Source organism: Actinomadura nitritigenes, from assembly GCF_017573545.1.
In the GTDB taxonomy this organism is placed as follows: domain Bacteria; phylum Actinomycetota; class Actinomycetes; order Streptosporangiales; family Streptosporangiaceae; genus Spirillospora; species Spirillospora nitritigenes.
Genome location: NZ_JAGEOK010000014.1, coordinates 235,625 through 260,426 on the forward strand (window position 1 = coordinate 235,625; position 24,802 = coordinate 260,426).

The following is a 24,802-nucleotide window of genomic DNA, read 5'->3' on the forward strand; positions in this document are numbered from 1 at the left end:
GCCGACGGGGCCCACACCGGCGAAGACGGCGTAGGCGGTGCCCCGGGATGGTGCGCATGGCGATGGTGAGGGGGTAGACCGCGGCCGCGGCCAGGCTAGCCGTGCGGGGAGATCCGCAGGGCACTGCTTCGGGCGCCGACGACGAACCCGCGGGCCCGCAGGTCCTCGCCGAGCCGGGTGGCGTCGTGGCCGGGGAGCGTCGCGCCGACGATCCCCGAGCGGTGCCCGGGGCCCCGATCGATGATCACTGTGGCGCCCAGCAAACACCGGTTACGCCAAGGCCGACGCCTACGGAGGCATCGAGCACGGCGGCAACCGGCGCATCCGCGGCATCGCCTCAAGCCACGCGGCAGCTGGACACCGACCGGGCACATCACCCCGCGCACAGCCTGACCGCCCAGCGCTCACGACGCCGGCACACCACCGCAAACCAGACCCAAGGGCCGAGGCACTCGCCTGCGCGCCTGCCCCTTCGGTCCCGGCAGTCACGGAAGACCGGCCCCGTAACGACGAAGACCCCGGAGCTTGCCGCTCCGGGGTCTGATTCGTCACCGTGGGGGTGGGACTTTCGTCTGCACCCCTTGAGTGGGCTACTGACGAAACTCTTTGATCAGCGACAACGCGAAGCCCCCGCACCACCGGATTCCACGCTAAGCAAGATCATCTTTCACTCGATAGCCCTGAGTCGTCTCCGACTGCCTCTCGGACTTGTGACTGTCGCTGCTTAGAGGTCATAACAAAATGTGCATGTAGCGCGACATGTAGTGATGGTCGGGTGTGGTGTGGGCGGGTGCGTAAGGGCGAGCAACCCCCATGGATCGTGCCCGACAGCCTGTGGGAGCGGATCGAGCCGCTGCTGCCGAAAGTGGAGCGCCGTAAGCGCCATGCCGGGCGTAAGCGGCTGGACGACCGCAAGGTGTTGTGCGGGATCTTGTTCGTCCTGCACACCGGGATCCGGTGGGAGTACCTGCCCCAAGAGCTGGGGTTCGGGTCGGGCATGACGTGCTGGCGCCGACTGGCCGAATGGCATCAGGCCGGGGTGTGGGAGCGGCTGCACCGGCTCCTACTGGAGGAGCTGCATGCCGCCGGGCAGCTGGACTGGTCCAGGGCGATGATCGACAGCTCCCACGTGCGGGCATTGAAAGGTGACCCAAAACCGGGCCGAGCCCGGTCGACCGCGGCCGGCCAGGCTCCAAACACCACCTGCTGACCGACGGCCACGGCACCCCGCTCGCCCTGTCGTTGACCGGCGGGAACCGCAACGACGTCACTCAGTTGATGTCGCTGCTGGAGGCGGTGCCACCGGTCCGGGGCCGGGTCGGCCGGCCTCGGCGAAGACCCGGGCGGCTGCTGGCCGACCGCGGCTACGACCACGACAAATACCGGCGGCTGGTCTGGGCCAAGGGCATCAAGCCGGTCATCGCCCGCCGCGGCGCCCCGCACGGATCCGGGCTGGGCGTCCAACGCTACGTCGTCGAACGGACCATCGGCCTGCTGCACTGGTTCCGCCGTTTACGCATCCGCTGGGAGATCCGCGACGACATCCACGAAGCCCTCATGACCCTCGCCGCAGCCATCATCTGCTGGCGACGCCTCGTCCGCTGATTCTGTTACGACCTCTTAGGGCAGGGGCACCCGCATTGTTCGGTCGCCTACTCGCTGTTGCGGATCCAGATGTATCGCGAGCAGCCTTTTCCGGTGGCGCACGCGGACAAGCGGATCCCGCTTCCCTTGCCGCCGTAGGCGTTTACGGACTGGTCTTCGTAGAGGTTGCGAATCCAGGGCCCCCTCCACCTCTGAGGAAAGGGGTTAGCAAGGTGGCCTTTTCGGTAGTACTTCCACGATCCGGAGCGGGTCCGCAGATAGTTGCTCCAGTTCAGCGCCGCCACGTCGCCGTCCCGATAGCTCCCGTTGTACAGCGTGAATTTGTCTCCATGCTTCTGGAAACACGCTGTCGCGAAACTGGACGACACGCACTCCGTGCCGGCAGCGGCGGTCGCGCTGTGCGCCTGATGGTTGACCGCCGCCTGCGAGGGCGCTAGCGGGATCATCAGGGCCGCTCCTGCGACTACCGTGCTTGCCGCCGCTACAGCGATCCGGTGACCTGCGTGCATGATTTGCCCACCTTCCCGTGGCGAGTGAGGCGACTCCACTGGAAGTCTGAGCGTAATCAGATGGTGGCGCTAGGTAGTCAGAGGAGGTGAGGCCCAGAGGTAAGGAGGAAGACCCTTCCAGGGCAGGGGCGGAGTGCTCACGGGGGATCTATCGATGAGGTGGCCGAGAGCGAGCCGCCCCCTGCTGGCACTGGCCGACACCGCGCTGGGAGCAGATAGGCGGTCAGATGGCCCGCCTGCTATGACAGCGGCCAGAGCGAATTCCCCGCGTACGGCCAGTCAATTGAGCACTCTCCGTGAGCTCCTGTGGTCCGCGTCGGTCTCGGCGATCTCCGCGGAGGGATCTCTCGTGATCGTGGCGGACTCACGTGCTCCGCTTCCAGCGGACCCAGGCGTCGATTCCCTCGGCCTGGTAGCGCGCACCTGTGCCGGGACACCATTCGGCGACGAACTCCCGCGCGTCAGCCGGCACCTGCCGGTGTGGCGTGAGTAGCAGCTCCAGTTCGTCATACCGCGCGTCGACCCCTCCGCCTCCTGGATGGGGCCCGGCCTTGCCGGTCTCATGGCGGCGACTCCACCTGACGTAGATCATCCATTGCTCTGTCTCCATGGCCACGGCGTCATCGCTCGCGGGCCACACGGAGTACTGAGCTCCTTCGACTTCGTCGACGTAGTTGAGGCACTGGAAGTAGTGCACCTGCCCGTCGATCTCAGCAAGGCCCCTGCGTAGGCCGTCGTACCAGTCGAGTTCGACCAGGACGCGCCCAAAGCCTTCAGCGATCAGCCGTTCTTCGTCCCCGGTCTCAGCCACATCGACAGACTAGCGACCTCCACAAGCTCCAAGATGCTACACAGAGCGATATTGGCGGCCAGATAGATCCCCACTAAGTGGCCGCCAGTGGGGAATCCCAACTGGCCGCTAACACTCCTACACTCCATCTTCGTCGCCCCGAATCCCCCACCGCGCCACTGAAGGCCCACGCGGAATCCGACACCGAGGTGAAGAGACCATGGCCAAGCAGCGAGTCTCCGAACGCCCGCTCGCGTTGCGCGTCTTCCTCTACTTCATCGGCGGCGTCCTCTTCGGCCTGCTCGCGCACGTGATGAAGCCGGACGTTTCCTGGATCGCAGCGGCCCTCCTCGGCCTGGCCTTTGCAGTCCTCTACGGCTTGATCTTCGACACCTGGTACAGGCGAAGGATCTTCCAGCAGGACCTGGAAGACGAGAAGGGATGAACCCGCCCGACGATGCCCGGTCTCATCAGCAGAGGCGTTAGCGGTCTCGGTGTGCCCGGCGTTGTCTGAGCCGACGTTCACGGCGCTATCTGTTCACGGCGCTATCTGTTCACGGCGCCTCAGCACGGTGAGAGCGGCGCCGTGAACAGATGCACGGCGAAGGTCAGCAGCAGCGGACCGCCGACCAATAGGAGGCGGCCCACGATGCCGGCCACGGGCACCAGACGCCTCCGGTAGGGCCCGCTGGGCCAGACCACGCGGTCCGTGCCGGCGACGTGGAACGTGATGAAGCGCTCGTCCGGGCGGTGCCGGATCTGGAGCGCGTCCAACGATGTCAGGGCGGTGACGAATTGGTCGTCCAGGAGCGGTACGTACACCGTGCGCGCCCTCATGTCGACCCTCACGCCCTTGCGGCGGCCGAGTTGGTAGAGCGCGACGACCTGGCCGGCGGTCGAGCGCGACCGCGCCGTCCGCAAGATGGCGAGCCAGTGCCGGCGCCGGTGGACGAGGTAACCGATGATCGCGGCGGCGGGCAGGACGAACAGGAAAACGACCATCCCGGACACGTCGTCCTGCCCGTCCTGATCGCTCTCCCACATCCAGCAGGTGGGCGCGGAGTACTCCAGCACGCGGACCTTCTCGCCGGGACGATAATCGTCGGCCGCGTCGGGGAGCCCGTAACGCTCGGCCCCATCCGCGTCGGTCCAGTGGAGCACCGGCAGGTCACTGCCCGGGTCGGGCGGCTCCACGGCCGCGGTGTACGCCGGCGCGGCGGCCAGCCGGACCGTGTCGACCATGGCGTCCAGGTTCCACCGCAGGTACACCGCCCAACTCAGCAGGAACAGGCAGAGCATCAGGATCGTATGCCGGCGGTACCGGGCGCGGGCCATGGGCGGGCTCAGGCCGACCGCCGTGGGCGGGAGGAGCGATGTCCCCGTGCTCGCTCCCCCGGCCGATGGGGCACCCTTCTGCGGTCCGCGCCGCTTCCACGCTCGCCTCAGCATGTCGAGACCCCCGTTCTCCGCGGTGCGGCAATGATTAGACGCGTCGCGCCGAATCGGGGATTACTCGGACGGTTCACGGGCGCGCGACGGCCACTCGGCGCCGCCTGCTCCGCATCCAAGAAGTTCCGTCGCGGCGGTCTCCGGTTCGGCAACCTGCATCTGATGACCCGCCGCTGCATCGCGCGGGCTGCACGGCGGCCGTCCTTCAGAGACCTTGCTCATATCCGCCGTCGACAGAGCCTGCCAGGTCGAGTGACCACCCAGACCGGCCCGTGGCACAGGCTCGAGGGCGGCTGAGGTCAATCTCAACCCAAGGTTCGGCCGCGCCCTGCGCCTGCATCCGCTCCACGGGTAGGCGTATCAGGCAGGCCTGCACGCGAGGGGGATGCGAGGGGCGAGAGGTGCACATCCGGCGTCCCGTCGTGCCCATGGCGGCGGCGAGTTCCGACGTCATCCCCGACGAGCGGTCCTGCCCGGGCGGCTGCCGATACGAGCCCAAGTGGGACGGGTTCCGCGCGGTCGCGCGCGTTGACGAGCACGCCGGCGTGCATCTTTGGTCACGTCGGCAGCGGCGCCTCAACACCGCTTTCCCCGAGATCGTGATGGCGGTGTTCGACATGCTGCCACGGGGCACTGACGAAACTCCCTGACCAGGAGCGGGGCGGTGTCCCGGCCACCCCGGATTCCACAAGCAAGATCATCTTCCACCTGGACCGGCGGAGGATCCAAGGCGCCAGTCATCGCAGCTCAGAGCTGGGTGGAAGCCGATGCCACCTTGCGCCGACGGTGCCTGGGCCCACGCGGCGGCGTGGCGGCCTTTTCAGTCAGGGGCGCCCATCGGTGCCCGCACTGTCGAGCCAGCCCGCCCGCTCGGCGCAGCGACGGTGGGGGTCCCGGTAGTCCTGGCGAAGGATCCGTCGGATACGGCTCTGGCCTGCGGTGTGAGCAGATCACAGAGCGTTGCTTGATGCGGGAGGATCACCCCGCTCCTTCGAAGGCGCGCCTGCGTCGGCGAGCGGCAAGGTGATGCGGAACGTTGCCCCCGCCCCGGGCGAGGTGTGGACGCTGGCCGTGCCTTTGTGGGCGGCGGCCAGCGAGGCGACGATGGCGAGTCCGAGTCCGGAGCCACCAGTACGGCGGGTTCGTGAGGTGTCAGTGCGGTAGAAGCGTTCGAAGACGCGCTCCGCCTGTTCAGGGGTGAGGCCGGGGCCTTGGTCGGCGACGTCCAGTACCAGGGCGGCTGTGTCGTCGAGGCGGCCCTGGCTGAGTTCGACCGATATCGGGGTGCCCGGTGGGGTGTGGGCTAGGGCGTTGCTGGTCAGATTGGACAGTGCCTGGCGCAGTCGGAGCTCGTCGCCGGTGACGATGTAGTCGGCGCGGTCGTCCGCCGTGAGATGGATGTCACGATCGGGGGCGAGGAGGCGGGCATCGCGTACCGTGTCGACGGCCAGGGCGAGCACATCGACCGGCCGCCGCTCCAGGGGACGCTGCTGGTCGAGCCGGGCGAGCAGCAGGAGGTCCTCCACCAGCGTGCTCATCCGGGTGGCTTCGCTTCCTATGGTGGACAGGATCCGCTCCAGGCCGGCGTGGTCCTGGGGAGGGCCGCGGTGGGCGTATTCCGCCCAGGAGATGATGACCGACAGCGGTGTACGCAGATCGTGTCCGGCGTCGGCGACGAATCTGCGCATCCGTTCCTCCGATTGCCGGGCCGTCGACTCCGACTGGGCACGCGCTTGGAATGCCCCTTCGATCTGGGCGAGCATGCCGTTGAGTGCGCGGCCGAGCCGGCCCAGCTCGGTCCGCGGTGGATGTTCCGGTACCCGCTGGGACAGGTTTCCCGCGGCGATGGCCGCCGCGGTCCTTTCGATCTTGGCGAGCGGCCGCAGGCTCGTCCGAACGATCATGACGCTGGCCACGGCCAGGAGGACTAGGCCGAGCACGCCCACTGCCAGGTCGATGGTGACGAGCTTGGAGATCGTGGCGTCAAGTTCGCCCAGGGCGGTCGCGATCGCGACCCACCCCGATGTGCCCGCCAGTGGCTGCACCAGGACCCGCCATCCGCCCTCGCCTGCGCTCGACGCCACGGTCACCGGATGACCCGCGTGCCGGCCGAGCCAGGCGGCGTCCTCAGGAATCTCGGGACCTCCCCTCGGCTCCGGCCCGGGGTGGGTGCTCTTCACCCGCTTACCGTCGGCGTCATGCCGCTGGATCCGGTAGACGCCGTACTGGCCCACCGCCGGTGCGGTGTAGGTGTTCGGGGCCGGCGCTTCTTCCTGCGGGCCTTCCGGTACCTGGGGGTAGGCCTTGGCCAGCGAGCTGAGCTGGGAGTCGATCCGGTCGAGGAGCTGTCCGTGCAGGACCGTCACTCCGGCCGCGCCGATGGCGGTGAGCGTCACCGTGACGAGGAGCAGGATGGCGGCGGCGAGCCTGACCCACAGGGGCAGCCGCGCGAGAGCGGGCAGATTCACGACGGCGGCCGCAGCACGTAGCCGACCCCGCGAAGGTTGTGGATCAGCGGGGCCTGTGGTCTGCCGAGCTTGCGGCGCAACGCGTAGATGTAGGTCTCCACGATGCCGCTGTCACCACGGAAGTCGTAGTTCCAGACGTGATCGAGGATCTGTGTCTTGGACAGGACCCGGCCGGGGTTCTCCATGAGGTAGCGCAGCAGCTTGAACTCGGTGGGCGACAGGGCGATCCGCTCGCCGGACCGCCACACCTCGTACGTCTCCTGATCGAGTTCGAGATCGGCGAAGGCCAGCCGAGCGGACGGTGTGCCGCCGTGGCCCTGATGGCGGCGCAGCACGACGTTGATACGGGCGATCACCTCGTCGAGGCTGAACGGTTTGGTGATGTAGTCGTCGCCGCCGATGGTCAGACCGCGGACCTTGTCCTCGGTGGCGTCCCGGGCGGTGAGGAAGAGGACGGGCGCGGGCACGCTCGTTCGCAACCGGCGCAGGACCTCGAAACCGTCCAGGTCGGGCAGCATCACGTCGAGGACGACGGCGTCGGGGCGATGGCGGCGGGCCTCCGTCAGTGCCTCCTGCCCGGTTGACGCGGTGACCGTGTCGAACCCCGCATAGCGCAGGCTCCCGGCCAGCACCTCCAGGAGATTCGGCTCGTCCTCGACCACCAGCAGCCGCTTCTTCGGCCCTGACCGGTGTTCGTTGCTCGCCTCGTTCATCATGCCTCTCAGTCGGGCCTTGGAGGGGGCCCTGTCCGAATACTGGCCAGCCAATATCAGCGTCCGCTGAGGGGCCGCTCAGGAAACGATCAGCGTCGGCGGCCGCACATGCGCGATACCTGCCTTGATCATCGCTCAGCGTCAGTTCCACGATCTGTGCAGGACTTCCGTTCTTGTGGGTCGCGGCAGCGGCAGTCCCAGGTCGAGGGCTACATCCTCCAATGAACCCCCCCCGTTCCGCGCGCGTCAGCGGCCGTGGAGTCCGGGTGCCGACCGGCCTGGGGCCAAGGAACCTCTCATTTTCGGCTCAAGTCCCGTTGATCCCGTTCCGGCACGCTCGCTGTCGCAGCGGCTGATCGGCGCGACGGGTGCCGGCGGCGTGGCGAGAGATGGGGTGCCGGGGATGGGACGAACGCTGGATCAGGTGATGGACGCGCGGGACGGCTCGACCAGAGTCGAGTCGTACAAGCGCCGCAGGCCCGGGGTGTTGTCCCTGGTCCCGCTGCTGCTGTCGGGTGTGCTCCTGACGGCCTGCACGGGCGGTTCCCCGAAAGCGGCCGATCCGGGTGACGCGACTCCCACCAGCGCGGACGGCCGTGCCCTCGCGTTCGCCAAGTGCATGCGCGAGAACGGCGTGGAGAACTTCCCCGACCCGAGCGACGGCAACGCCATCGTCAAGAAGGACTCCGGCATCGACCCGCAGTCGGCGGAGTTCAAGAAGGCGGAGGAGGCGTGCAAGGACCTCTCCCCGCAGGGCGAGAAGGGGGCGAAGGACGGCAAGCCGGCCGACCTGGCGAAGGCCCGCGCGTGGGCGAAGTGCGTCCGCGAGCACGGCGTGCCGAACTTTCCCGACCCGAAGATCGTCGGCAACGCCGCGCTGGTCGACATGACGGGCGTCCCTGACTACGAAGGCGGGCCGCTGGACAAGGCACTGGAGACCTGTCAGAAGCAGCGTCCGAGCGGCAACATCACGATGAGGCGGAACGGGCCGGGCCAGTGATCCGCCCCGAGAGCGAACAGGGCCCCGCCGCCGCCCGGACGTCCGGTGGCGCGGATTTCGACGCCCGCGATGCCGAGGGCGTCCCGCCCAAGGCCACCGGGCCGCCGCGGCGTCGCCGGCATCCGGTGCGCGTCTCGCTCATCGTCCTGGCCGCGACCGCGCTGACGGCCGCGGGCATCATCGCCGCGACCGGCGCGCTGGGCGGCGACGGCGGGAACGGCCCCGTGGCCGCCCCCTCGGGCCCGACACGTACCGCGGAGGTGGAGCGGACCACCCTGACCCGCGGCGAGAAGGTGGACGGCACCCTCGGCTACGGCCGTACGAGCCCCGTGCAGGCCGGGAGCGGCGCAGGCGAGCAGCCGGCCCGGGGCGGCGGCTCCGGCGACGGCGGCGGGATGCTCACCTGGCTGCCCCGCGAGGGTGATGTGATCAAGCGTGGCGAGACCGTCTACCGCGTGAACGAGGACAGGGTGCCGCTGCTGTACGGCTCCACCCCGTTCTACCGCGTCCTCAACGTCGGCGCCGAGGGCACGGACGTCGGAGTGCTGGAGAAGAACCTCGCCGCCCTCGGCTACACCGGCTTCACCGTGGACTTGGAGTACACCTCCGGCACCGCCGATGCCGTGCGCGCCTGGCAGAAGGACCTGGGCCGCAAGGAGACGGGAAAGGTCGCGCCAGGCGACTGCGTCGTCGCCTCCGGCGCCAGACGCGTCGCCGAGGTCAAGGCCAACCGCGGCACCACGGCCTCCGGCGAGATTCTCACCTGGACCGGCACCAAGCGGCTCATCACCGTCGATCTGGAAACGAGGTACGAGGACCTGGTCAAGGAGGGCACCAAGGCCACCGTGACGCTCCCCAACGGCACTCAGGCCGAAGCGACCGTCACCCATGTCGGCAACGCCGTCACCGCCAAGCCCACCGGGTCAGGCGGCGACGACACGGCCACGCTGCCGGTCACGCTGTCGGTGAAGGACCAGAAGAAGCTCGGCCGCTACCAGGCCGCTCCAGTGGAGGTGACCCTGGCCGCCGAAAGCCGCCAGGACGTCCTCGCAGTGCCCGTCAACGCCCTGGTCGCCCGTAAGGGCGGCGGCTACGCAGTGCAGGCCGTCACCGCGAGCGGGGTGGAGTATCGCCCGGTGAAGCTCGGCCTGTTCGCGGACGCCATGGTCGAGATATCGGGCGACGGCATCGTCGAGGGCCTGAAGGTGGGGATCCCGCAGTGAAGCCGCCCGTACTCGAACTGTCCGGTGTGTCGAAGACCTACGGAGACGTGGCCGCCCTCGCCGATGCGGGCCTGGTGGTCCGGCGCGGCGAGATGCTGGCGATCGTCGGCCCGTCCGGCGCCGGCAAGTCCACCCTGCTCAACATCATCGGCACCCTGGACCGCCCCACCTCCGGCACGGTCCGCATCGTCGGGCACTCCGTCGCCGACCTGTCCGACCGCCGGCTGTCCGCGCTGCGCGCGGCCACCGTCGGGTTCGTCTTCCAGTCCTTCCACCTGGCGGCCGGTGTCCCGGCTCTGGACGCGGTGGCGGACGGGCTGCTCTACGGCGGCCGGCCGCTGCGCGAGCGCCGTCGACTGGCACGGCACACGCTGCGCCGGGTGGGGCTGGGGCACCGGCTGTACCACGAGCCGCACCAACTCTCCGGCGGCGAGAAACAGCGCGTCGCCATCGCCCGCGCGGTGATCGGTGATCCGCCGCTGCTGCTCGCCGACGAGCCCACCGGCGCGCTGGACTCCCGCTCCGGCGCGGTGGTGATGGAGCTGCTGCACGAACTGCACCGAGCCGGGACGACGGTGGTCGTGATCACGCACGACCGGGACATCGCCGCGTCGCTGCCGCGCGAGGTCCGGATCAAGGACGGCCGGATCGAGCACGACTCGACCGTGCCGGAACGGGCCGACGCATGACGGCGCTGACCCCGCCCCCGCCGAAACCCGCCCGGCTCAACCCGGCGGACGTCATCCGTGTCGGCGGCTCCGGCCTGCGCTCGCGCCCGATGCGCGCGTTTCTGTCCGCCCTCGGCATCGCCCTCGGGGTCGCCGCGCTGCTCGGCGTGGTCGGCATCTCCGCCTCCAGCCAGGAGGAACTGAACCGCAGGCTGGCCTCGCTGGGCACCAACCTGCTCACCGTGACCCCCGGGAAGACCTTCGCCGGCGGCACGGCCCATCTGCCCGACCAGGCGGTGGAGATGGTGGCGGGCATCGACGCCGTCGAATCGGTCTCGGCGATCGGCGAGACCGACGCGAACGTGTACCGCAACGACCTTGTTCCCAAGGCGGAGACCGGCGGCATCTCGGTGTACGCCGCTCGCACCGACCTGCCGGAGACCCTCGGCATCGACGTCGTCGACGGCCGCTGGCTCACCGCCGCCACAGCACGCTACCCGGCGGTCGTGCTCGGCCCGGAGGCCGCCGAGCGTCTCGGTGTGTTCGAGACCGGGCCCGACGTCCAGGTGTGGCTGGGCGGCCGCTGGTTCACCGTGCTCGGCCTGCTGGCCGCCAACGAACTGGCCCCCGAGCTGGATTCCGCGGCACTGATCGGCTGGCCGGCCGCCAAGGAGGAGCTGGGCTTCGACGGGTACGCGACCACGATCTACACCCGAGTCGAGGAGGCATCCGTCACCGACGTCCAGCAACTGCTCGGCGCCACCGCCAACCCGCAGAACCCCAACGAGGTGGAGGTCTCCCGTCCTTCCGACACCCTGGCGGCGAAGCACGCCGCCGACGACGCACTGGCGGGGCTGCTGCTGGGCCTGGGCGCAGTGGCGCTCCTGGTCGGCGGCGTCGGGGTCGCCAACACCATGGTGATCTCGGTGCTGGAGCGGCGGGCCGAGATCGGCCTGCGCCGCTCGCTGGGCGCCACCCGGGGCCAGATCCGCACCCAGTTCCTGTGCGAATCCCTGCTGTTGTCCATCCTCGGCGGTCTCGGCGGGGTCGCACTGGCCATCGCGGTGACGGCGGCCTACGCCGGCTATCAGGGCTGGCCGACGGTGGTGCCGCTGTGGGCGATGACCGGAGGGGCCGGAGCCACACTCGTCATCGGCTGCCTGGCCGGTTTCTACCCGGCGGTCCGCGCGGCCCGGCTCCCCCCGACCGAAGCGCTGGCAGCCACCTGACGGCCGCCGGTACGCCCCCGGAACACGCCGCCTCCCCACCCGAGTGCTCGCCCCTCCGGTCCCAGCAGTCACAGAAGACTGGCGTTCGCAACAACAAAGACCCCGAAGCTTGCTAGCTTCGGGGTCGTTTCGTCACTGTGGGGGTGGGACTTTCGTCTGCACCCCTTGAGTGGGCGAGGAGGGATTTGAACCCTCACATCCTTTCGGACACACGGACCTGAACCGTGCGCGTCTGCCGTTCCGCCACCCGCCCAGGGTGTCGGCCCGTTTCCGGGCGCTTGAAAAGGCTAGCACGGCCTGAGCAGTGGTTAGGTACTCGGATACTTCTCGCGAACCTTCGCACCGATACGATCGTCTACCAGTGGGGAGAGGAGGTGCCCGTGGGCGTCATTCAGCGCTTCGAGCGACGGCTCGAGGGCATGGTCGAAGGGGCCTTCGCCCGTGCCTTCAAGTCGGAGCTGCAGCCGGTCGAGGTGGCCAGTGCTGTGCAGCGCGAGATGGACGATCGGGCCGCGATCGTGGCACAGGGCCGCACGCTGGTCCCGAACGACTTCGTCGTCGAGATCTCTCAGCAGGACGGGCAGCGGCTGCAGGTGTACGCCGACAGCCTGAGCCAGGAGCTGGCGAATCTGGCGCGCGAGTACGCGAAGGAGCAGGGGTACTCCTTCGTGGGTCCGGTGCGCGTCCGGTTCGAGAACGCGGGGGACCTCGCCACGGGCATGTTCCGCATCCGGTCCGGCGTGATCCGGGGGTCGACCGTGGAGGGCGGGGAGATCCGCCAGCCCGTGAGCGACGTGCCGCAGGGCGGGCGGGGCGGCGCCTTCGCCGGCAACCCGCGGCTCCTGGTGACGACGGCGGTGGAGGGCTCCGACACCACGCAGCGCACTTACGACATCAACACTCCGGTCACCCTGCTCGGCCGCGGCACCGACTGCGACCTGCGTCTCGTGGATCCGGGCGTGTCCCGGCACCATGCCGAGATCCGCGTAGAAGGTCCCGAAATCGTGCTCGTGGATCTAGGGTCGACCAACGGCTCGTTCGTGAACGGGCAGCCGATCCGGCGGGTGACGCTGGTGGACGGCTCCCGGGTCACGATGGGCCGCACCACCCTTGTGTTCCGCCGCGATAGGGAGTAACCCCGACTCCGATGTCCGATTTCACCCTCACGCTGATCAAGCTGGCGTTCCTCGCGGTGCTCTGGCTCTTCGTCATCGCGGCCGTCGGTGTGATCAGGGCCGACCTGTTCGGCTCGAAGGCGGCGACGAAGGCGGCCACCCGGGCGGCCCAGCCTCCCCGGCCCCCGAAGGCGGGCCGGCCGCAGATGGCGGCGCCCCCGCCGCCGCGCCGCGCCGCCCAGGGCGGCGCCCCCAGCAAGCTCGTGGTCGTCCAGGGCGAACGGGCCGGCACCGTCATCGATCTCACGGGGGTGCCCATCACCATCGGTCGCGCCAATGACGCCACGCTCGTGGTGACCGACGACTACGCTTCGAGCCGGCATGCCCGACTTTATGCGCAGGACGGTCAGTGGATCGTGGAAGATCTCGGCTCGACCAATGGCACATATCTCGGACGCACGAAGGTGACCCGGCCGATGCCGGTGCCCCCCGGCGTACCGGTCCGTATCGGCAAGACCGTGATCGAGCTGCGCAAATGACACTGGGAATCCGCTACGCCGCGCGCTCCGACGTCGGCATGCTGCGCGAGGGCAACGAGGACTCGGCGTACGCGGGGGCGCACCTGCTCGCGGTCGCCGACGGGATGGGCGGGCACGTCGGCGGCGAGATCGCCAGTGCCGCCGCGATCGACGCGCTGCGCGGGCTCGACAAGGACCTGCCCGCGAACGAGTTGCTCGCCGCGCTCGAGCACACCGTGAAGACGGCCAACGACAACCTGCACCGCATCGTGGAGTCCGACCCGGCGCTGCAGGGCATGGGCACGACGCTGACGGCGATGCTCTGGGCGGGCAACCAGGTCGCGCTGGTGCACATCGGGGACTCGCGCGCGTACCTGCTGCGGGACGGCAGCCTCTTCCAGATCACGCACGACCACACGCTGGTCCAGTCGCTGGTGGACGAGGGCCGGATCAGCCCGGACGAGGCGGCGACGCACCCGCAGCGGTCGCTGCTGCTGCGCGCGCTGGACGGCCGCGGCGAGGTCGACCCCGACCTGTCGCTGCGGGAGGCGAAGGTCGGCGACCGCTACCTGCTGTGCTCGGACGGGCTGTCCGGCGTGGTGACGGCGGAGACGATCTTCCAGGTGCTGACCGACGTGGACGAGCCGGAGCAGGCCGTCCGGCAGCTCATCGACCTGGCGAACCGGGGCGGCGGCCCGGACAACATCACCTGCGTGGTCGCGGACGTGGTGGACCTGGAGCGGCATCCGCCGACGGGCGGTCCGGGGCACGCGGTGGGGGCGGCGGCGAACGCCGCGCCGCCGGAGCCGCCGGGCGGCGGGACGGGCGCGAACGTCACGGTGGCCGACACCCCGGCGGGGCGGGCGGCGCAGCTGCGGGACACGATGCCGCAGCCGCCGGTCGCGGTGGACGAGATGCCGCCGCCGGCGCCGATGCCGATGAGCGATCCGATGCCGGGGCCCCCAGGCGCGATGCCGCAGGGCATGCAGGAGCCGATGGCGGCGCCGCGGCGGCGCGGTGGGAGCGCGCGCCGGTGGACATGGCTGATCGTGGTGGCGGGCGTCGTGGTGGTGGCCGTGGTGGCGGGCGGTTTCGTGCTGGTGCAGAACGTCCGGAACGGCTACTACATCGGTGCGGAGGACGGCAAGGTCGTCCTGTACCGGGGGACGACGCAGAAGGTGCCGGGGATCAGCCTGTCCCGGAAGGCCGACAAGCAGCCGAACCCGCCGATCCTCGTCGCGGACCTGCCGGCGGACCTGCAGGCGCAGGTGAAGGGCACCTACAGCGTCAGCGGCCCGTCCGCGCTCAACGACCTGAAGAACCGCGTGTGCAAGTACGTCCTGACCGAGGAGGCCGGGAAGGTCGTCGTCGTCAAGGGGCAGGGCCAGCGCAACTGCCAGGAGAAGAAGATCACCAACAGCGACATCCCGCTCAGCGAGCTGCCGACCTCGGACGCGTCGGCCGTGACGAAGGGCAGCCTGGCGTTCATCGGGCAGCAGGCGGCCGAGGCGAAGCTGAAGGAGCTCGGCGACCGCCGCGACGAGTGCAAGGCGAGCAACACGTCCATCAAGGACTGCCCGTCCGACGGGGGTAGCCATAGATGAGCTCGCTCGGGGAGCAGATCAGGGCCGTCCTGCCCTACCAGCGGCGCAACGCGGCGTCGTTCGCGCTGCTGGCGTTCGCGATGGTCCTGACGCTGTCGGCGTTCGCGGAGGTCGGGCTGGCCCGTGACGGGCACATCCCCGCGGGGCTGTTCACCATCGGCGGCGGCCTGGTGGTGCTCGCGCTCGCCGCCTACTTCGTGCAGGCGAAGTTCCTGCCGTACGCCGATCCGCTGCTGCTGCCGCTGGCGGTGGCGCTGAACGGGCTCGGGCTGGCGATGATCTACCGGCTCGACCTGGACACCAGCGACACCAAGAAGGCCGCGCAGCTGGCCGGCAAGAAGCTGATCAAGGACGCGGCGGACGCGCCGGGACAGCTGCTGTGGACGTTCGTCGGGATCGCGCTGTTCGTGGCCGCGGTCGCGATCATGCGGGACACCACCAAGACCGACGCGCCGCTGTCGTTCACGCCGAAGACCGCGCAGCGCTACACGTACCTGACCGGCCTGATCGCGATCATCCTCCTGCTGCTGCCGATCGTGCCGGGCATCGGCGCGGAGATCAACGGCGCGCGGGTGTGGATCCACGTCGGGCCGCTGTCGGTGCAGCCGGGCGAGTTCGCCAAGCTGCTGCTGGTCGTGTTCTTCGCCGGGTACCTGGTGAACAAGCGGCAGGCGATGTCGCTGATCGGCAAGAAGATCGGCCCGTTCAGCCTGCCGCGCGCCCGCGACCTCGGCCCGATCGTCGTGATCTGGTTCTTCTGCCTGGGCGTGCTGTTCATGCAGAAGGACCTCGGTACCGCGCTGCTGTTCTTCGGCCTGTTCGTGTCGATGCTGTACATCGCGACGCAGCGGGTGTCGTGGGTGGCGATCGGCGTGGGGCTGCTCACCGTGGGCGTCTTCGTGGCGACGCAGCTGCCGTTCATGGCGCACGTCAACCAGCGCATCGACATCTGGCAGAACCCCAAGCCGTACTTCGACGGCGGCTGCCTGCTGGACAGCGGCAAGGTCGTCCCGGTCAACCCGGACACCACGATCTACAAGAGGGAGAAGGCGGCCGGCAGCGGCTACCCGGGCTACACGGCCTGCGCGAAGCTCGGCGGCCAGTACTCCGACAGCCGGCAGCTGATGATGGGGCTGTTCGCGCTCGGTGAGGGCGGGGTGCTCGGCACCGGGCTCGGGCAGGGCCAGCCGTGGCAGACGCCGCTGTCGTTCAGCGACTTCATCTTCGACTCGATGGGCGAGGAGCTCGGGCTCACCGGGCTCATGGCGCTGCTGCTCGTCTACGCCTTAATCGTGCAGCGCGGCATGAAGACGGCGGTCGCCGCGCGGGACCCGTACCTGAAGCTGTTCGCGGGCGGCGTCTCGTTCGTGCTGGGCCTGCAGGTCTTCGTGATCGTCGGCGGGGTGACCAAGCTGATCCCGCTGACCGGTCTGACCACGCCGTTCCTGTCCCAGGGCGGTTCGTCGCTGATGGCGAACTGGATCCTGATCGCCATCCTGGTCCGGATGAGCCACGACGCCCGCAAGCCCGCCCCACAGGCCATCCAGGACGAGGGCATGACCCAGATCGTGAGCACGAGGTGATCTCCGCTCCATGAACATGGACAAGCCGATCCGGTGGGTGGCCGTCTTCGGGATGTTGCTGTTCTTCGGGCTGATGGCGCAGGTGAACTACGTCCAGGGCAGCGAGGCGGAGAGCCTGCGCACCGACCCGCACAACGCGCGGCAGTACCAGGACGTGTTCAACTCGCCGCGCGGGCAGATCTCCGCGGGCGGCGAGGTGCTGGTGACGTCCACGCCGACGGGCAAGGACAACCCGAAGTACGGCCGGACCTACAAGGACGGGCCGATCTTCGCGCCCGTCACCGGGTACTTCAACGGCAACGCCACGCAGGTCGAGCGGGCCTACAACTCGCTGCTGGGCGGCAAGGACAAGCGGATTGCCAACCAGCACTGGTTCGACACGTTCATCGGCAAGAAGCCGGAGGGCGCGAACGTCGAGCTGACGATCAACCCGCAGGCGCAGCGGACCGCGTACGCGCAGCTGAAGGCGCAGACGGCGCCCGGCCGCCGCGGCGGCGCCGTGGTGATCGACGCCAAGACCGGCGCGGTCCAGGTGGCGGCGTCGTGGCCGTCCTACGACCCGAACGAGGTGGCGCCGCAGACCGGCGACAAGGGCGTCAAGCGGCTGGAGCAGCTGGAGAAGGGCAGCGGCGTGGTCCGGCCGCTGAACGACAACGCGCTGAGCCAGACGTTCCCGCCGGGGTCGACGTTCAAGACGGTGACGGCGACGGTCGCGATGAACAAGCTCGGGATGAACGACCAGACGACGCTGGACACCTCCCCGCTGACCCTGCCGGAGTCCGGCACGAACCTGCCGAACGACAGCGACAGCGGGTCCTGCGGCGGCCAGGCACCGATGAAGGGCGCGTACGCCGAGTCCTGCAACACCTCCTTCGGGCGGCTGGCGCTGCAGCTCGGCATCGAGCGGCTGAGCGAGGGCGCCGGCGAGTACGGGTTCGGCAAGCCGGTGAAGATCGAGCCGATGATGCCCGCCGCGGAGAGCGACGTGCCGGTGAACTACACCGATGCCGACGGCAAGCAGCAGCACACCGGCCGGGACGCGACGGCGCGGTCCGGTATCGGCCAGGAGAACGTGCGGGCGACGCCGCTGCAGATGGCGATGGTCGCGGCGGCGATCGTGAACCACGGCAAGCTGATGAACCCCTACGTCGTGAACACCGTCCGGGCGAAGGACCAGAGCGAGCTGTACGGCGCCTCGCCGAAGGAGTACAGCCAGCCGCTGTCCGGCGACCAGGCGTCCCAGTTCGAGGACATGATGCGCGCCGTGGTCCAGGCGGGCACCGCGAAGAACCTCCAGGGCATGAACATCGCCGGTAAGACCGGTACGGCGGAGCAGGGCCCCGGCATCCCGAACGCGCGCTGGTTCGTCGGGTTCGCCCCGGCCGACAACCCGCGGTACGGGTTCGCGGTGATGACCGAGGGCACCGGCTTCGGCGCGACCGGCGCGGGCCCGATCGCCGCGGCGATCATGCGCCAGGTGTTGAAGAAGTGAGCGCGGGCCTCGTCCTGAACCACCGGTACCGGCTGCTGGAGCGGCTGGCCACCGGCGGGATGGGCGAGGTCTGGCGGGCCCGGGACGAGTCGCTGGGCCGCCCGGTGGCGGTGAAGCTGCTGCGGCTGGAGCTCGGCGCGGACGTGTCGGCGCGCGGCCGGTTCGAGTCGGAGGCGCGGTTCGCGGCGGGCCTGGCGCACGGCGGGATCGCGCAGGTCTTCGACTTCGGCGAGCAGAACGGCCGGACGTTCCTGGTCATGGAGCTGGTCCCGGGCGAGCCCCTGGACGAGATCCTCGTGCGCGACGGCGGGCTGCCGGTGGAGGCGGTGCTGGACCTGCTGGTCCAGGCGGGCCGGGCGCTGGCGGTGGCGCACGAGGCGGGGATCGTGCACCGGGACGTCAAGCCGGCGAACCTGATGGTGTCGCCGGACGGCACCCTGAAGATCACCGATTTCGGCATCGCGCGGCGGCTCGCGGCGGCGTCGCAGACCCAGACCGGGATGGTCATGGGGACGGCGCACTACATCTCGCCGGAGCAGGCGTCGGCGAGCGGGATCACGACCGCCGCGGACCTGTACTCGCTGGGCGTGGTGGCCTACGAGTGCCTGGCCGGGGTGCCGCCGTTCGACGGGCAGACGCCGGTGGAGGTCGCGCTCAAGCACGTCAGGGACGCGCCCCCGGCGCTGCCCACGCGGGTGCCGGAGCCGGCGCGCGCGCTGATCATGGAGATGCTGGCGAAGGACCCGGCGGACCGTCCGGACGGGGCGGCCGCGGTCGCGGACCGGGCCCTGGCGATCCGCCGCTCGCTGAGCACGGGCCGCCGGGCGCGGGACGGCCGGGCCGGGGCGGAGCGCCCGACGGTCGTCGATCCGCTGGCGGCGCCGCTGCGCACCGGCCCCGCTCCGGACCGGGCATCACGGACAACCGCTATGTCGGGATTTGACGCTGACGGTGCGGAGGATAACCTCACCACCGGGACAGTGACCGGGCAACGGCGCACGGTACTGGCGGTGGCCTCGGTCGCCGCCGTGCTGCTGGTGGTGGGAGCCATCGTCGTCGGCTCGCTGTGGAAGGGCGCGTCGGGTGCGGCCCGCGACCGGCGGGACGCGCCGCGGGCCCCCGTCATGAGCCCGGTCGGCGGTGACAGCGTCGACGATCCGGCCGCCACCCCCGGCGGACCGTCCGCGGACCGGACACCGACCCCCAGACCGGCTGTCACCCGGCCGCACCGGGCGCATAGGATCCGTCCGTCAACGCCACGGAGCCGCACCGCGTCTCCTTCGCACAAGCCGACCACGAAACCGTCCCGGGCGACTCCCACCGCCCCTGAGCCAACACCGACACCGACGGCGAGCACCACGACTCCGTCAACTCCGAGCCCGGATCCCTCGCCCACGCAGAGCGGGGAGCTAAGTTCGGACAACAAGGTGTAGACGTACGAGGGAAAGTGCACATATGAGTCAACCTCGGCTGCTCGGCGGCCGCTACGAGCTCGACACGGTGATCGGGCGCGGCGGCATGGCCGAGGTCTACCGTGCTCGTGACCTGCGATTGGATCGCGTGGTCGCGATCAAGACCCTGCGCTCCGACCTGGCGCGCGACCCCACGTTCCAGGCCCGGTTCCGGCGGGAGGCCCAGTCCGCCGCGTCGTTGAACCACCCCTCCGTCATCGCGGTGTACGACACCGGCGAGGACATGATCGGCGACACCCCGATCCCGTACATCGTGATGGAGTACGTCGACGGCAGCACGCTGCGCGACCTGCTGCGGGAGAACCGCGCGCTGCTCCCCGAGAAGGCACTGGAAATCACCGACGGCATCCTGCGCGCGCTGGACTACAGCCACCGCGGCGGGATCGTGCACCGCGACATCAAACCGGCCAACGTGATGCTCACCCGGCAGCACGAGGTCAAGGTCATGGACTTCGGCATCGCCCGTGCCATGGCCGACTCGGCGTCCACGATGACGCAGACCGCGCAGGTGATCGGCACCGCGCAGTACCTGTCGCCGGAGCAGGCGCAGGCCAAGCGCGTCGACGCCCGCAGCGACATCTACTCGACCGGCTGCGTGCTGTACGAGCTGCTCACCGGCCGTCCGCCGTTCACGGGCGACTCGCCGGTGGCGATCGCCTACCAGCACGTCCGGGAGGAGCCGGTCCCGCCGTCGCAGGTCGATCCGAACATCCCGCAGTGGGCGGACGCGATGGTCCTGAAGGCGATGGCGAAGGACCCCGACCACCGCTACCAGAACGCGACGGAGTTCCGGCAGGAGATCCAGCGCGTCCTGCAGGGCCAGCCGGTGGCGTCGACGGCGGCGTCCACCATGCTCATGGGCGCGCAGCCGCAGGGCACGCAGGTCATGGGCGGTTACCCCGGCGGCGCGCACACGCAGGTGCAGCGGCCGGTGGACGACGGGTACAACCTGCCGCCCGTCCACTACGACCAGGACGGCGAGCCCCGCGGCGGCGGCAAGAAGGCGGCGCTGTGGATCGCGCTCGCCGTGGTCTTCATCGGCGGCGCCGCGCTCATCGGCTGGATGATGAGCGGTGGCGGCGGTGACGGCGGCAGCGACAAGATCGCCATCCCGACCTCGATCGTCGGCCAGGACGCGAAGACCGCGTCGGCGCAGCTCACCAAGCTCGGCTTCAAGGTCGGCGCGCCGCAGACCGACTACAGCGACGACGTCGACAAGGGTTCCGTCATCACCTCGACGCCGAAGCCGGGCTCCAGCCTGGACAAGGGCGCGTCGGTCGTCCTGCTGGTCTCCAGGGGGCCGAAGCCGGTGCCGAAGGTCGAGGTGCCGGACGTGACCGGCAAGCCGTACTCGGTGGCCAAGAACATGCTGGAGGAGAAGGGCTTCAAGGTCGAGAAATCGGTGCAGACGAGCGACAACGTCCCGCGGCTCAGCGTGATCAGCACCGACCCGACGGCCGGCTCGCAGGTGAAGCCGCACTCGACGGTGACCGTGGTCATCTCGAACGGCCCGAGCAACCTCAAGGTCCCGGCGCTGTTCAACAGCAGCAAGCGGGCCGCCTGCGCCAAGCTGGAGAGCCTCGGCCTGAAGTGCAAGGTGCAGGAGGGCACGCCGCCCCCGGACAAGCAGGTCGCGACGGGCTTCGTCTACGACCAGTCGCCCGGCCAGGACGCGACGGTGGCGCCCGGTGACACGGTGACCATCTTCGTGGCGCAGCAGCCCACGCAGCAGCCGACCCCGCCGGAGACCCCGACCACCGGAGGCCCCCAGTTCCCGAACTTCGGCGGCGGGTGACCGCCTCGCTCACAGCTTGAAGGGCCCGTCCCCACCGGGGACGGGCCCTTCAACGTCCTTGGGGGACGCAACGGGATCAGCAGGGCGGGACCACCGCAGAGCAGAAGGTGATCGTCCGTAGGCCGAGCTCGCCGGGAACCGGAACGTTGCGATCGCGTGCGAAGCCAGATTCGAGCGAAGCGAGAATCTGATCGCGCAGCGAGCCCCCAGGGCGAGTCGGAGCGATGCAGCGATCGCCGCAGGGCCCGCCGAAGGAAAGCGCCCCAGCGCCTGACGCCAAGGGCTCTGCAAACAGAAAGGAGGGCTTCCGCCACTCGGGGGCAATGGCGGAAGCCCTCGATAGGTCTTCGTGTGGGGCGTCCCAGACGTTACGGGTTTCAACCGAATTTTTCTCGCGAATCCGGCGCCGGCCCGCCCGCGCCACGAACGCGCAGGTCAGCCGGGTTTGGCCGGGCTGGTGGAGGTCGGGGTGGGGGTGCCGTCCACGACGCCGTGGTCGAGCTGGACCTTGGGTTCGAGCCAGGGGAACACGCCCCACCAGAGCACGGCGGCGAGGACGGCGGCGAGGGCCAGGGCGATGCCGGTCTTGGCGGGCCAGGCGCCGGGGAGGTGGCGCCAGATCCAGGCGTACACGGGGTCTCCTACCTTCCGGCGGCGGTGGACGGGGCGCCGGGCCCGACGCGCGGCGCGGCGGACGCCAGCTCACCGAAGATGATCATTCGCTTGGCGGCCGAGTACTTCGGGTGGCAGGTGGTGAGGGTGATCATCCGGTCGGTGGGCCGGCGGCCGGGGTGGAACGGGACCGGGGCGGTGACGTCGACCTCGGTCGGCTTGACGATCCTGCGGTCGGTGACCTTGTAGACGTACTGGTCGTCGCGGGTGTCGATGAGGATCTCGTCGCCGCGGTCGAGCTCGCCGAGCTTGTTGAAGGGGGCGGAGTAGGTCGTCCGGTGGCCGGAGACGACGAAGTTGCCGACCTGGCCGGGCAGCGCGGTGCCGGGGTAGTGGCCGGGCCCCTTGCGCAGGTCGGAGACGCCGACGCCCTCGATGATCACGTAGTGGTACCTCTTGCCGAACTTCGGGATGCGGATCATGGCCAGGCCGTTGCCGAGCCGGACCTTCTCGGTGGTGACCTTGGGCGCCTGCCACGACTTCAGGAGCCGCTTGCCGAGCTGGTCCTGCTGGGCGCTGGTGTACTGGCCCGTGCCCCACAGCTCGTAGGTGACGAACAGCATCACGATGACACCGGCGGTGATGCACAGCTCGCCGAGGCCACGGATCACCAACCGCACCGCGCGTCCCCCTCCCGAGGCTCAGTGGGCGCCTCGCGGCGCCTCCGTCGGCACCGTAGCGTGCTTCATGGTCACGTTGCCGGTGTAGGCGGGAAGGACGGCGCGGGAGAGCGTGCGGACGGAGTAGCCGAGCCCGTAGGCGCGGACGTACTTGCGGTAGATCGCGATGTCGCGGGACGCGGCGAGGGCGGCGCGCAGGCGGGCGGGGTCGCCGGCGGCGGTGATCCGGAAGGGCGGCGAGTACACGACGCCCTGGAGGATGAGGGTGTTGCCGACGCACCGGACGGCACTGGTGGCGATCACCCGCTGGTCCATGATCTGCATCGCGCGGGCGCCGCCGGCCCAGAGCGCGTTCACGACGGCCTGGACGTCGCTCTGGTGGACGACGAGGTCGTCGGGGCGGACGCCGGACGGGAGGCCGCCGGACGGCTGCGGCGCGTCGTCCAGGGACACCCGGACGGCGGGGCCGGTGTAGGCGGTGAAGCCGGCGGCCGGGGCGAGCCGGTCGGCGTCGCCCTGGGCCTGCTTCACGCGGGCGTCGGCGCGTCCGGCGGCGCGGGAGAGGGCGTCGACGTCGCCGCGCAGGCGCCGGTAGTCGGCGCGTTCGCGGCGGTTGGCGCGCTGCTCGTCACCGATGAGGTCGGTGACGCGGGTGCGGCCCTCGTCGCGCAGGCTGGTGCCGCGGGCCGTGCTCGCGCTCGCCGCGAACAGGGTTCCCGCGAGGAACGTGAGAGCTGGGATGATGCTTCCCCACGCCGAACGCCGTACCCTCATCATCCAGAACTGCTCATCAGACAGTGCTCACCAGCGACTACGCTAACCGACAAACCACCCATGCGCGGTCCGGCGCTCCGGCCGCCGGACGCCCGAGGAGATCGATCCCACCGTGGCCAAGTCCAAAGTGCGCAAGAAGGCCGTTTACACGCCCCCGCAGAAGTCGAAGGCACCGGAGGTCAGCCCGCGCTGGCTGGTCCCGACGATGGTCGCGCTGTGGCTGATCGGCCTGGCCTGGATCGCGGTCTTCTACGTGACGGCCAGCACCGGCACGAACGTGCCGTTCATGTCCGACCTGCACAACTGGAACCTGGGGATCGGCTTCGTGGCGATCATCCTGGGCGTGGTGCTGTCGACCCGCTGGCGCTGATCCGGGCTGGATACCCGCTTTCGCGGCGCACGAATCCACGAAAGTTATCCACAGGCTGGGGATCTCTGGCCCCGGCTTTCCCCAGGTTTTCCACAGGCCGGGTACCGAAGGGTCTTCGGGGACCCGCCGCCGTCCACGGAAGAGCCGCCCGCACCCCCGAGGGGCACGGGCGGCTTCCGCGCGCCCGGAGACCGTCCCGCGGCCCTCAGGTCAGCGCCAGCGTCTTGACCGTCACCAGGGCCGCCAGCGCCACGAACGTGACCACCGGCATCCCGATGTGGAGTAGCCGCCGCTGCGCCGCCGGCGCGTACGCGTACGCCAGCGCGATCAGCGCGCCCACGACGAGCCCGCCGACGTGCCCCTCCCAGGAGATCCCCTTCACCGAGAAGGTGATCGCCAGGTTGATCACCAGCAGGAACAGGATCGGGCCGGCGGGCGCGCCCAGCCGGCGGCCGATCACGAAGTACGCCCCGAACAGGCCGAAGATGGCCCCGGACGCCCCCACCGCCGCGCCGCTCGGGTCGACCAGGTACAGCAGCACCGAGCCGCCCAGCCCCGACAGCAGGTACAGCGCCAGGTAGCGCCACCGGCCGAGGACCTGCTCCAGCGCCGGCCCCACCGCGTACAGCGCCCACATGTTGAACAGGATGTGGGTGAAGCCGAACGACCCCCCGCGCTCGTGCAGGAACATCGTCGTGACCAGCCGGTACCACTGCCCCCCGGCGACCCCGATGACCTCCCCGTCCGGCTGCACCCACCGGCCCAGCATCATGAAGTCCGTGACGACGCGCATCGACGCCAGCTCGGCGAGGTACACCGCGATGCACAGGCCGATCAGCGTGTACGTGACGACCGGGACCGCCGAATCCGGGCCCCGCGCGCCCAGCACCGTTCGCGGTGCGGTGCTGCGCCCGCTGCCGCGGTTCCCGCCGGCGACGCATTCGACGCACTGGTGCCCGACCGCCGCGTCCCGCATGCAGTCGGGGCAGATGTAGCGGTCGCACCGCGTGCAGCGGACATGGCTCTCCCGCCCCGGATGCCGGTAGCAGGTCGGCACCGAGGTCTCGGGCGCGGGACTTTGTTCTGTGCTCATCCGGTCTCCGTCGGGCCGTCGCGGGGTGTCACCCGGCGCT

The 24,802-nt window shown here is 70.0% G+C and carries 25 protein-coding genes and 1 tRNA gene; 15 read left to right on the plus strand and 11 right to left on the minus strand.

Going from position 1 to position 24,802, the window contains the following annotated elements; genetic code table 11:
• Nucleotides 1-95: 95 nt before the first annotated feature.
• Nucleotides 96-248, minus strand: a complete 153-nt coding sequence (locus tag J4557_RS23285) for a hypothetical protein (RefSeq protein WP_208268840.1) — start codon at nt 246-248, stop codon at nt 96-98.
• Nucleotides 249-817: 569 nt separating this feature from the next.
• On the opposite strand from J4557_RS23285, the gene J4557_RS23290 reads away from it, so the two are divergent.
• Nucleotides 818-1,605, plus strand: a protein-coding gene (locus tag J4557_RS23290; protein ID WP_307800152.1) for an IS5 family transposase whose coding sequence is annotated in 2 segments (ribosomal slippage) — nt 818-1,148 and nt 1,148-1,605 — 789 coding nt in all. Because the reading frame shifts where the segments join, the coding sequence is not laid out codon by codon here.
• A 47-nt stretch (nt 1,606-1,652) separates the two neighbouring features.
• Here the strand turns inward: J4557_RS23290 and J4557_RS23295 are convergent.
• Complete coding sequence (locus tag J4557_RS23295) at nt 1,653-2,114, minus strand: hypothetical protein (protein WP_208268841.1); 462 nt, start codon at nt 2,112-2,114, stop codon at nt 1,653-1,655.
• Between the two features lie 364 nt (nt 2,115-2,478).
• Nucleotides 2,479-2,925: a hypothetical protein gene (locus J4557_RS23300; RefSeq protein ID WP_208268842.1), complete on the minus strand. Its 447-nt coding sequence runs from the start codon at nt 2,923-2,925 to the stop codon at nt 2,479-2,481.
• Nucleotides 2,926-3,124: 199 nt separating this feature from the next.
• On the opposite strand from J4557_RS23300, the gene J4557_RS23305 reads away from it, so the two are divergent.
• The gene (locus J4557_RS23305) at nt 3,125-3,349 is read left to right on the plus strand and encodes a hypothetical protein (RefSeq protein WP_208268843.1); all 225 of its coding nucleotides are present in this window, start codon (nt 3,125-3,127) and stop codon (nt 3,347-3,349) included.
• A 119-nt stretch (nt 3,350-3,468) separates the two neighbouring features.
• Here J4557_RS23305 and J4557_RS23310 read toward each other — a convergent pair whose 3' ends face one another.
• On the minus strand, nt 3,469-4,203 hold the full coding sequence (locus tag J4557_RS23310) for a hypothetical protein (protein ID WP_208268844.1): 735 nt from the start codon (nt 4,201-4,203) through the stop codon (nt 3,469-3,471).
• Nucleotides 4,204-4,781: 578 nt separating this feature from the next.
• Between J4557_RS23310 and J4557_RS23315 the strand changes: the two genes are divergently transcribed.
• Nucleotides 4,782-5,003, plus strand: a complete 222-nt coding sequence (locus J4557_RS23315; RefSeq protein WP_208268845.1) for an ATP-dependent DNA ligase — start codon at nt 4,782-4,784, stop codon at nt 5,001-5,003.
• Between the two features lie 300 nt (nt 5,004-5,303).
• Here the strand turns inward: J4557_RS23315 and J4557_RS23320 are convergent, their stop codons facing one another.
• Together J4557_RS23320 and J4557_RS23325 are read right to left on the minus strand one after the other, a co-directional pair.
• Nucleotides 5,304-6,821 carry a sensor histidine kinase gene (locus tag J4557_RS23320; protein ID WP_208268846.1) on the minus strand — a complete coding sequence of 506 codons (1,518 nt, stop codon included), beginning with the start codon at nt 6,819-6,821 and terminating at the stop codon, nt 5,304-5,306.
• Complete coding sequence (locus J4557_RS23325; protein ID WP_372442515.1) at nt 6,818-7,537, minus strand: response regulator transcription factor; 720 nt, start codon at nt 7,535-7,537, stop codon at nt 6,818-6,820. Before J4557_RS23325 ends, J4557_RS23320 begins: the two co-directional genes overlap by 4 nt.
• 400 nt (nt 7,538-7,937) lie before the next feature.
• On the opposite strand from J4557_RS23325, the gene J4557_RS23330 reads away from it, so the two are divergent.
• The 4 genes from J4557_RS23330 to J4557_RS23345 are packed head-to-tail and all read left to right on the plus strand — an operon-like array spanning nt 7,938 to nt 11,654.
• Nucleotides 7,938-8,534: a hypothetical protein gene (locus J4557_RS23330; protein ID WP_208268847.1), complete on the plus strand. Its 597-nt coding sequence runs from the start codon at nt 7,938-7,940 to the stop codon at nt 8,532-8,534.
• Nucleotides 8,531-9,757: a peptidoglycan-binding protein gene (locus tag J4557_RS23335; RefSeq protein ID WP_208268848.1), complete on the plus strand. Its 1,227-nt coding sequence runs from the start codon at nt 8,531-8,533 to the stop codon at nt 9,755-9,757. The genes J4557_RS23330 and J4557_RS23335 overlap by 4 nt, the downstream gene beginning before the upstream one ends.
• Entirely contained in the window at nt 9,754-10,446 is a 693-nt protein-coding gene (locus J4557_RS23340; RefSeq protein ID WP_208268849.1) for an ABC transporter ATP-binding protein, read from the plus strand. Before J4557_RS23335 ends, J4557_RS23340 begins: the two co-directional genes overlap by 4 nt.
• Entirely contained in the window at nt 10,443-11,654 is a 1,212-nt protein-coding gene (locus tag J4557_RS23345; protein WP_208268850.1) for an ABC transporter permease, read from the plus strand. Before J4557_RS23340 ends, J4557_RS23345 begins: the two co-directional genes overlap by 4 nt.
• Before the next feature lie 170 nt (nt 11,655-11,824).
• Here J4557_RS23345 and J4557_RS23350 read toward each other — a convergent pair.
• Nucleotides 11,825-11,907: transfer RNA gene (locus J4557_RS23350), tRNA-Leu, on the minus strand.
• A gap of 127 nt (nt 11,908-12,034) precedes the next feature.
• On the opposite strand from J4557_RS23350, the gene J4557_RS23355 reads away from it, so the two are divergent.
• The 7 genes from J4557_RS23355 to pknB are packed head-to-tail and all read left to right on the plus strand — an operon-like array spanning nt 12,035 to nt 21,233.
• Complete coding sequence (locus tag J4557_RS23355; RefSeq protein ID WP_208268851.1) at nt 12,035-12,790, plus strand: FHA domain-containing protein; 756 nt, start codon at nt 12,035-12,037, stop codon at nt 12,788-12,790.
• Between the two features lie 11 nt (nt 12,791-12,801).
• On the plus strand, nt 12,802-13,308 hold the full coding sequence (locus tag J4557_RS23360; protein WP_208268852.1) for an FHA domain-containing protein FhaB/FipA: 507 nt from the start codon (nt 12,802-12,804) through the stop codon (nt 13,306-13,308).
• A complete protein-coding gene (locus J4557_RS51040; RefSeq protein WP_208268853.1) occupies nt 13,305-14,891 on the plus strand; it encodes a Stp1/IreP family PP2C-type Ser/Thr phosphatase in 1,587 nt (528 codons plus the stop codon). Before J4557_RS23360 ends, J4557_RS51040 begins: the two co-directional genes overlap by 4 nt.
• On the plus strand, nt 14,888-16,474 hold the full coding sequence (locus tag J4557_RS23370; RefSeq protein WP_208268854.1) for an FtsW/RodA/SpoVE family cell cycle protein: 1,587 nt from the start codon (nt 14,888-14,890) through the stop codon (nt 16,472-16,474). The genes J4557_RS51040 and J4557_RS23370 overlap by 4 nt, the downstream gene beginning before the upstream one ends.
• Before the next feature lie 10 nt (nt 16,475-16,484).
• Nucleotides 16,485-17,966: a penicillin-binding transpeptidase domain-containing protein gene (locus J4557_RS23375; protein WP_208268855.1), complete on the plus strand. Its 1,482-nt coding sequence runs from the start codon at nt 16,485-16,487 to the stop codon at nt 17,964-17,966.
• Complete coding sequence (locus J4557_RS51045) at nt 17,963-19,399, plus strand: serine/threonine-protein kinase (RefSeq protein WP_208268856.1); 1,437 nt, start codon at nt 17,963-17,965, stop codon at nt 19,397-19,399. Before J4557_RS23375 ends, J4557_RS51045 begins: the two co-directional genes overlap by 4 nt.
• A gap of 22 nt (nt 19,400-19,421) precedes the next feature.
• Complete coding sequence (pknB, locus tag J4557_RS23385; RefSeq protein WP_208268857.1) at nt 19,422-21,233, plus strand: Stk1 family PASTA domain-containing Ser/Thr kinase; 1,812 nt, start codon at nt 19,422-19,424, stop codon at nt 21,231-21,233.
• Between the two features lie 435 nt (nt 21,234-21,668).
• Here the strand turns inward: pknB and J4557_RS23390 are convergent, their stop codons facing one another.
• The 3 genes from J4557_RS23390 to J4557_RS23400 are packed head-to-tail and all read right to left on the minus strand — an operon-like array spanning nt 21,669 to nt 23,302.
• A complete protein-coding gene (locus J4557_RS23390; protein ID WP_208268858.1) occupies nt 21,669-21,866 on the minus strand; it encodes a hypothetical protein in 198 nt (65 codons plus the stop codon).
• Between the two features lie 8 nt (nt 21,867-21,874).
• Entirely contained in the window at nt 21,875-22,516 is a 642-nt protein-coding gene (locus J4557_RS23395; protein ID WP_307800148.1) for a class E sortase, read from the minus strand.
• 30 nt (nt 22,517-22,546) lie between these two features.
• A complete protein-coding gene (locus J4557_RS23400) occupies nt 22,547-23,302 on the minus strand; it encodes a DUF881 domain-containing protein (protein ID WP_208268859.1) in 756 nt (251 codons plus the stop codon).
• Nucleotides 23,303-23,411: 109 nt separating this feature from the next.
• Here J4557_RS23400 and J4557_RS23405 point away from each other — a divergent pair, with 109 nt between their 5' ends.
• The gene (locus J4557_RS23405) at nt 23,412-23,669 is read left to right on the plus strand and encodes a cell division protein CrgA (RefSeq protein ID WP_151541695.1); all 258 of its coding nucleotides are present in this window, start codon (nt 23,412-23,414) and stop codon (nt 23,667-23,669) included.
• A gap of 205 nt (nt 23,670-23,874) precedes the next feature.
• On the opposite strand, the gene J4557_RS23410 is transcribed toward J4557_RS23405, so the two are convergent.
• Entirely contained in the window at nt 23,875-24,762 is an 888-nt protein-coding gene (locus tag J4557_RS23410; RefSeq protein WP_208268860.1) for a rhomboid family intramembrane serine protease, read from the minus strand.
• Between the last annotated feature and the right edge of the window lie 40 nt (nt 24,763-24,802).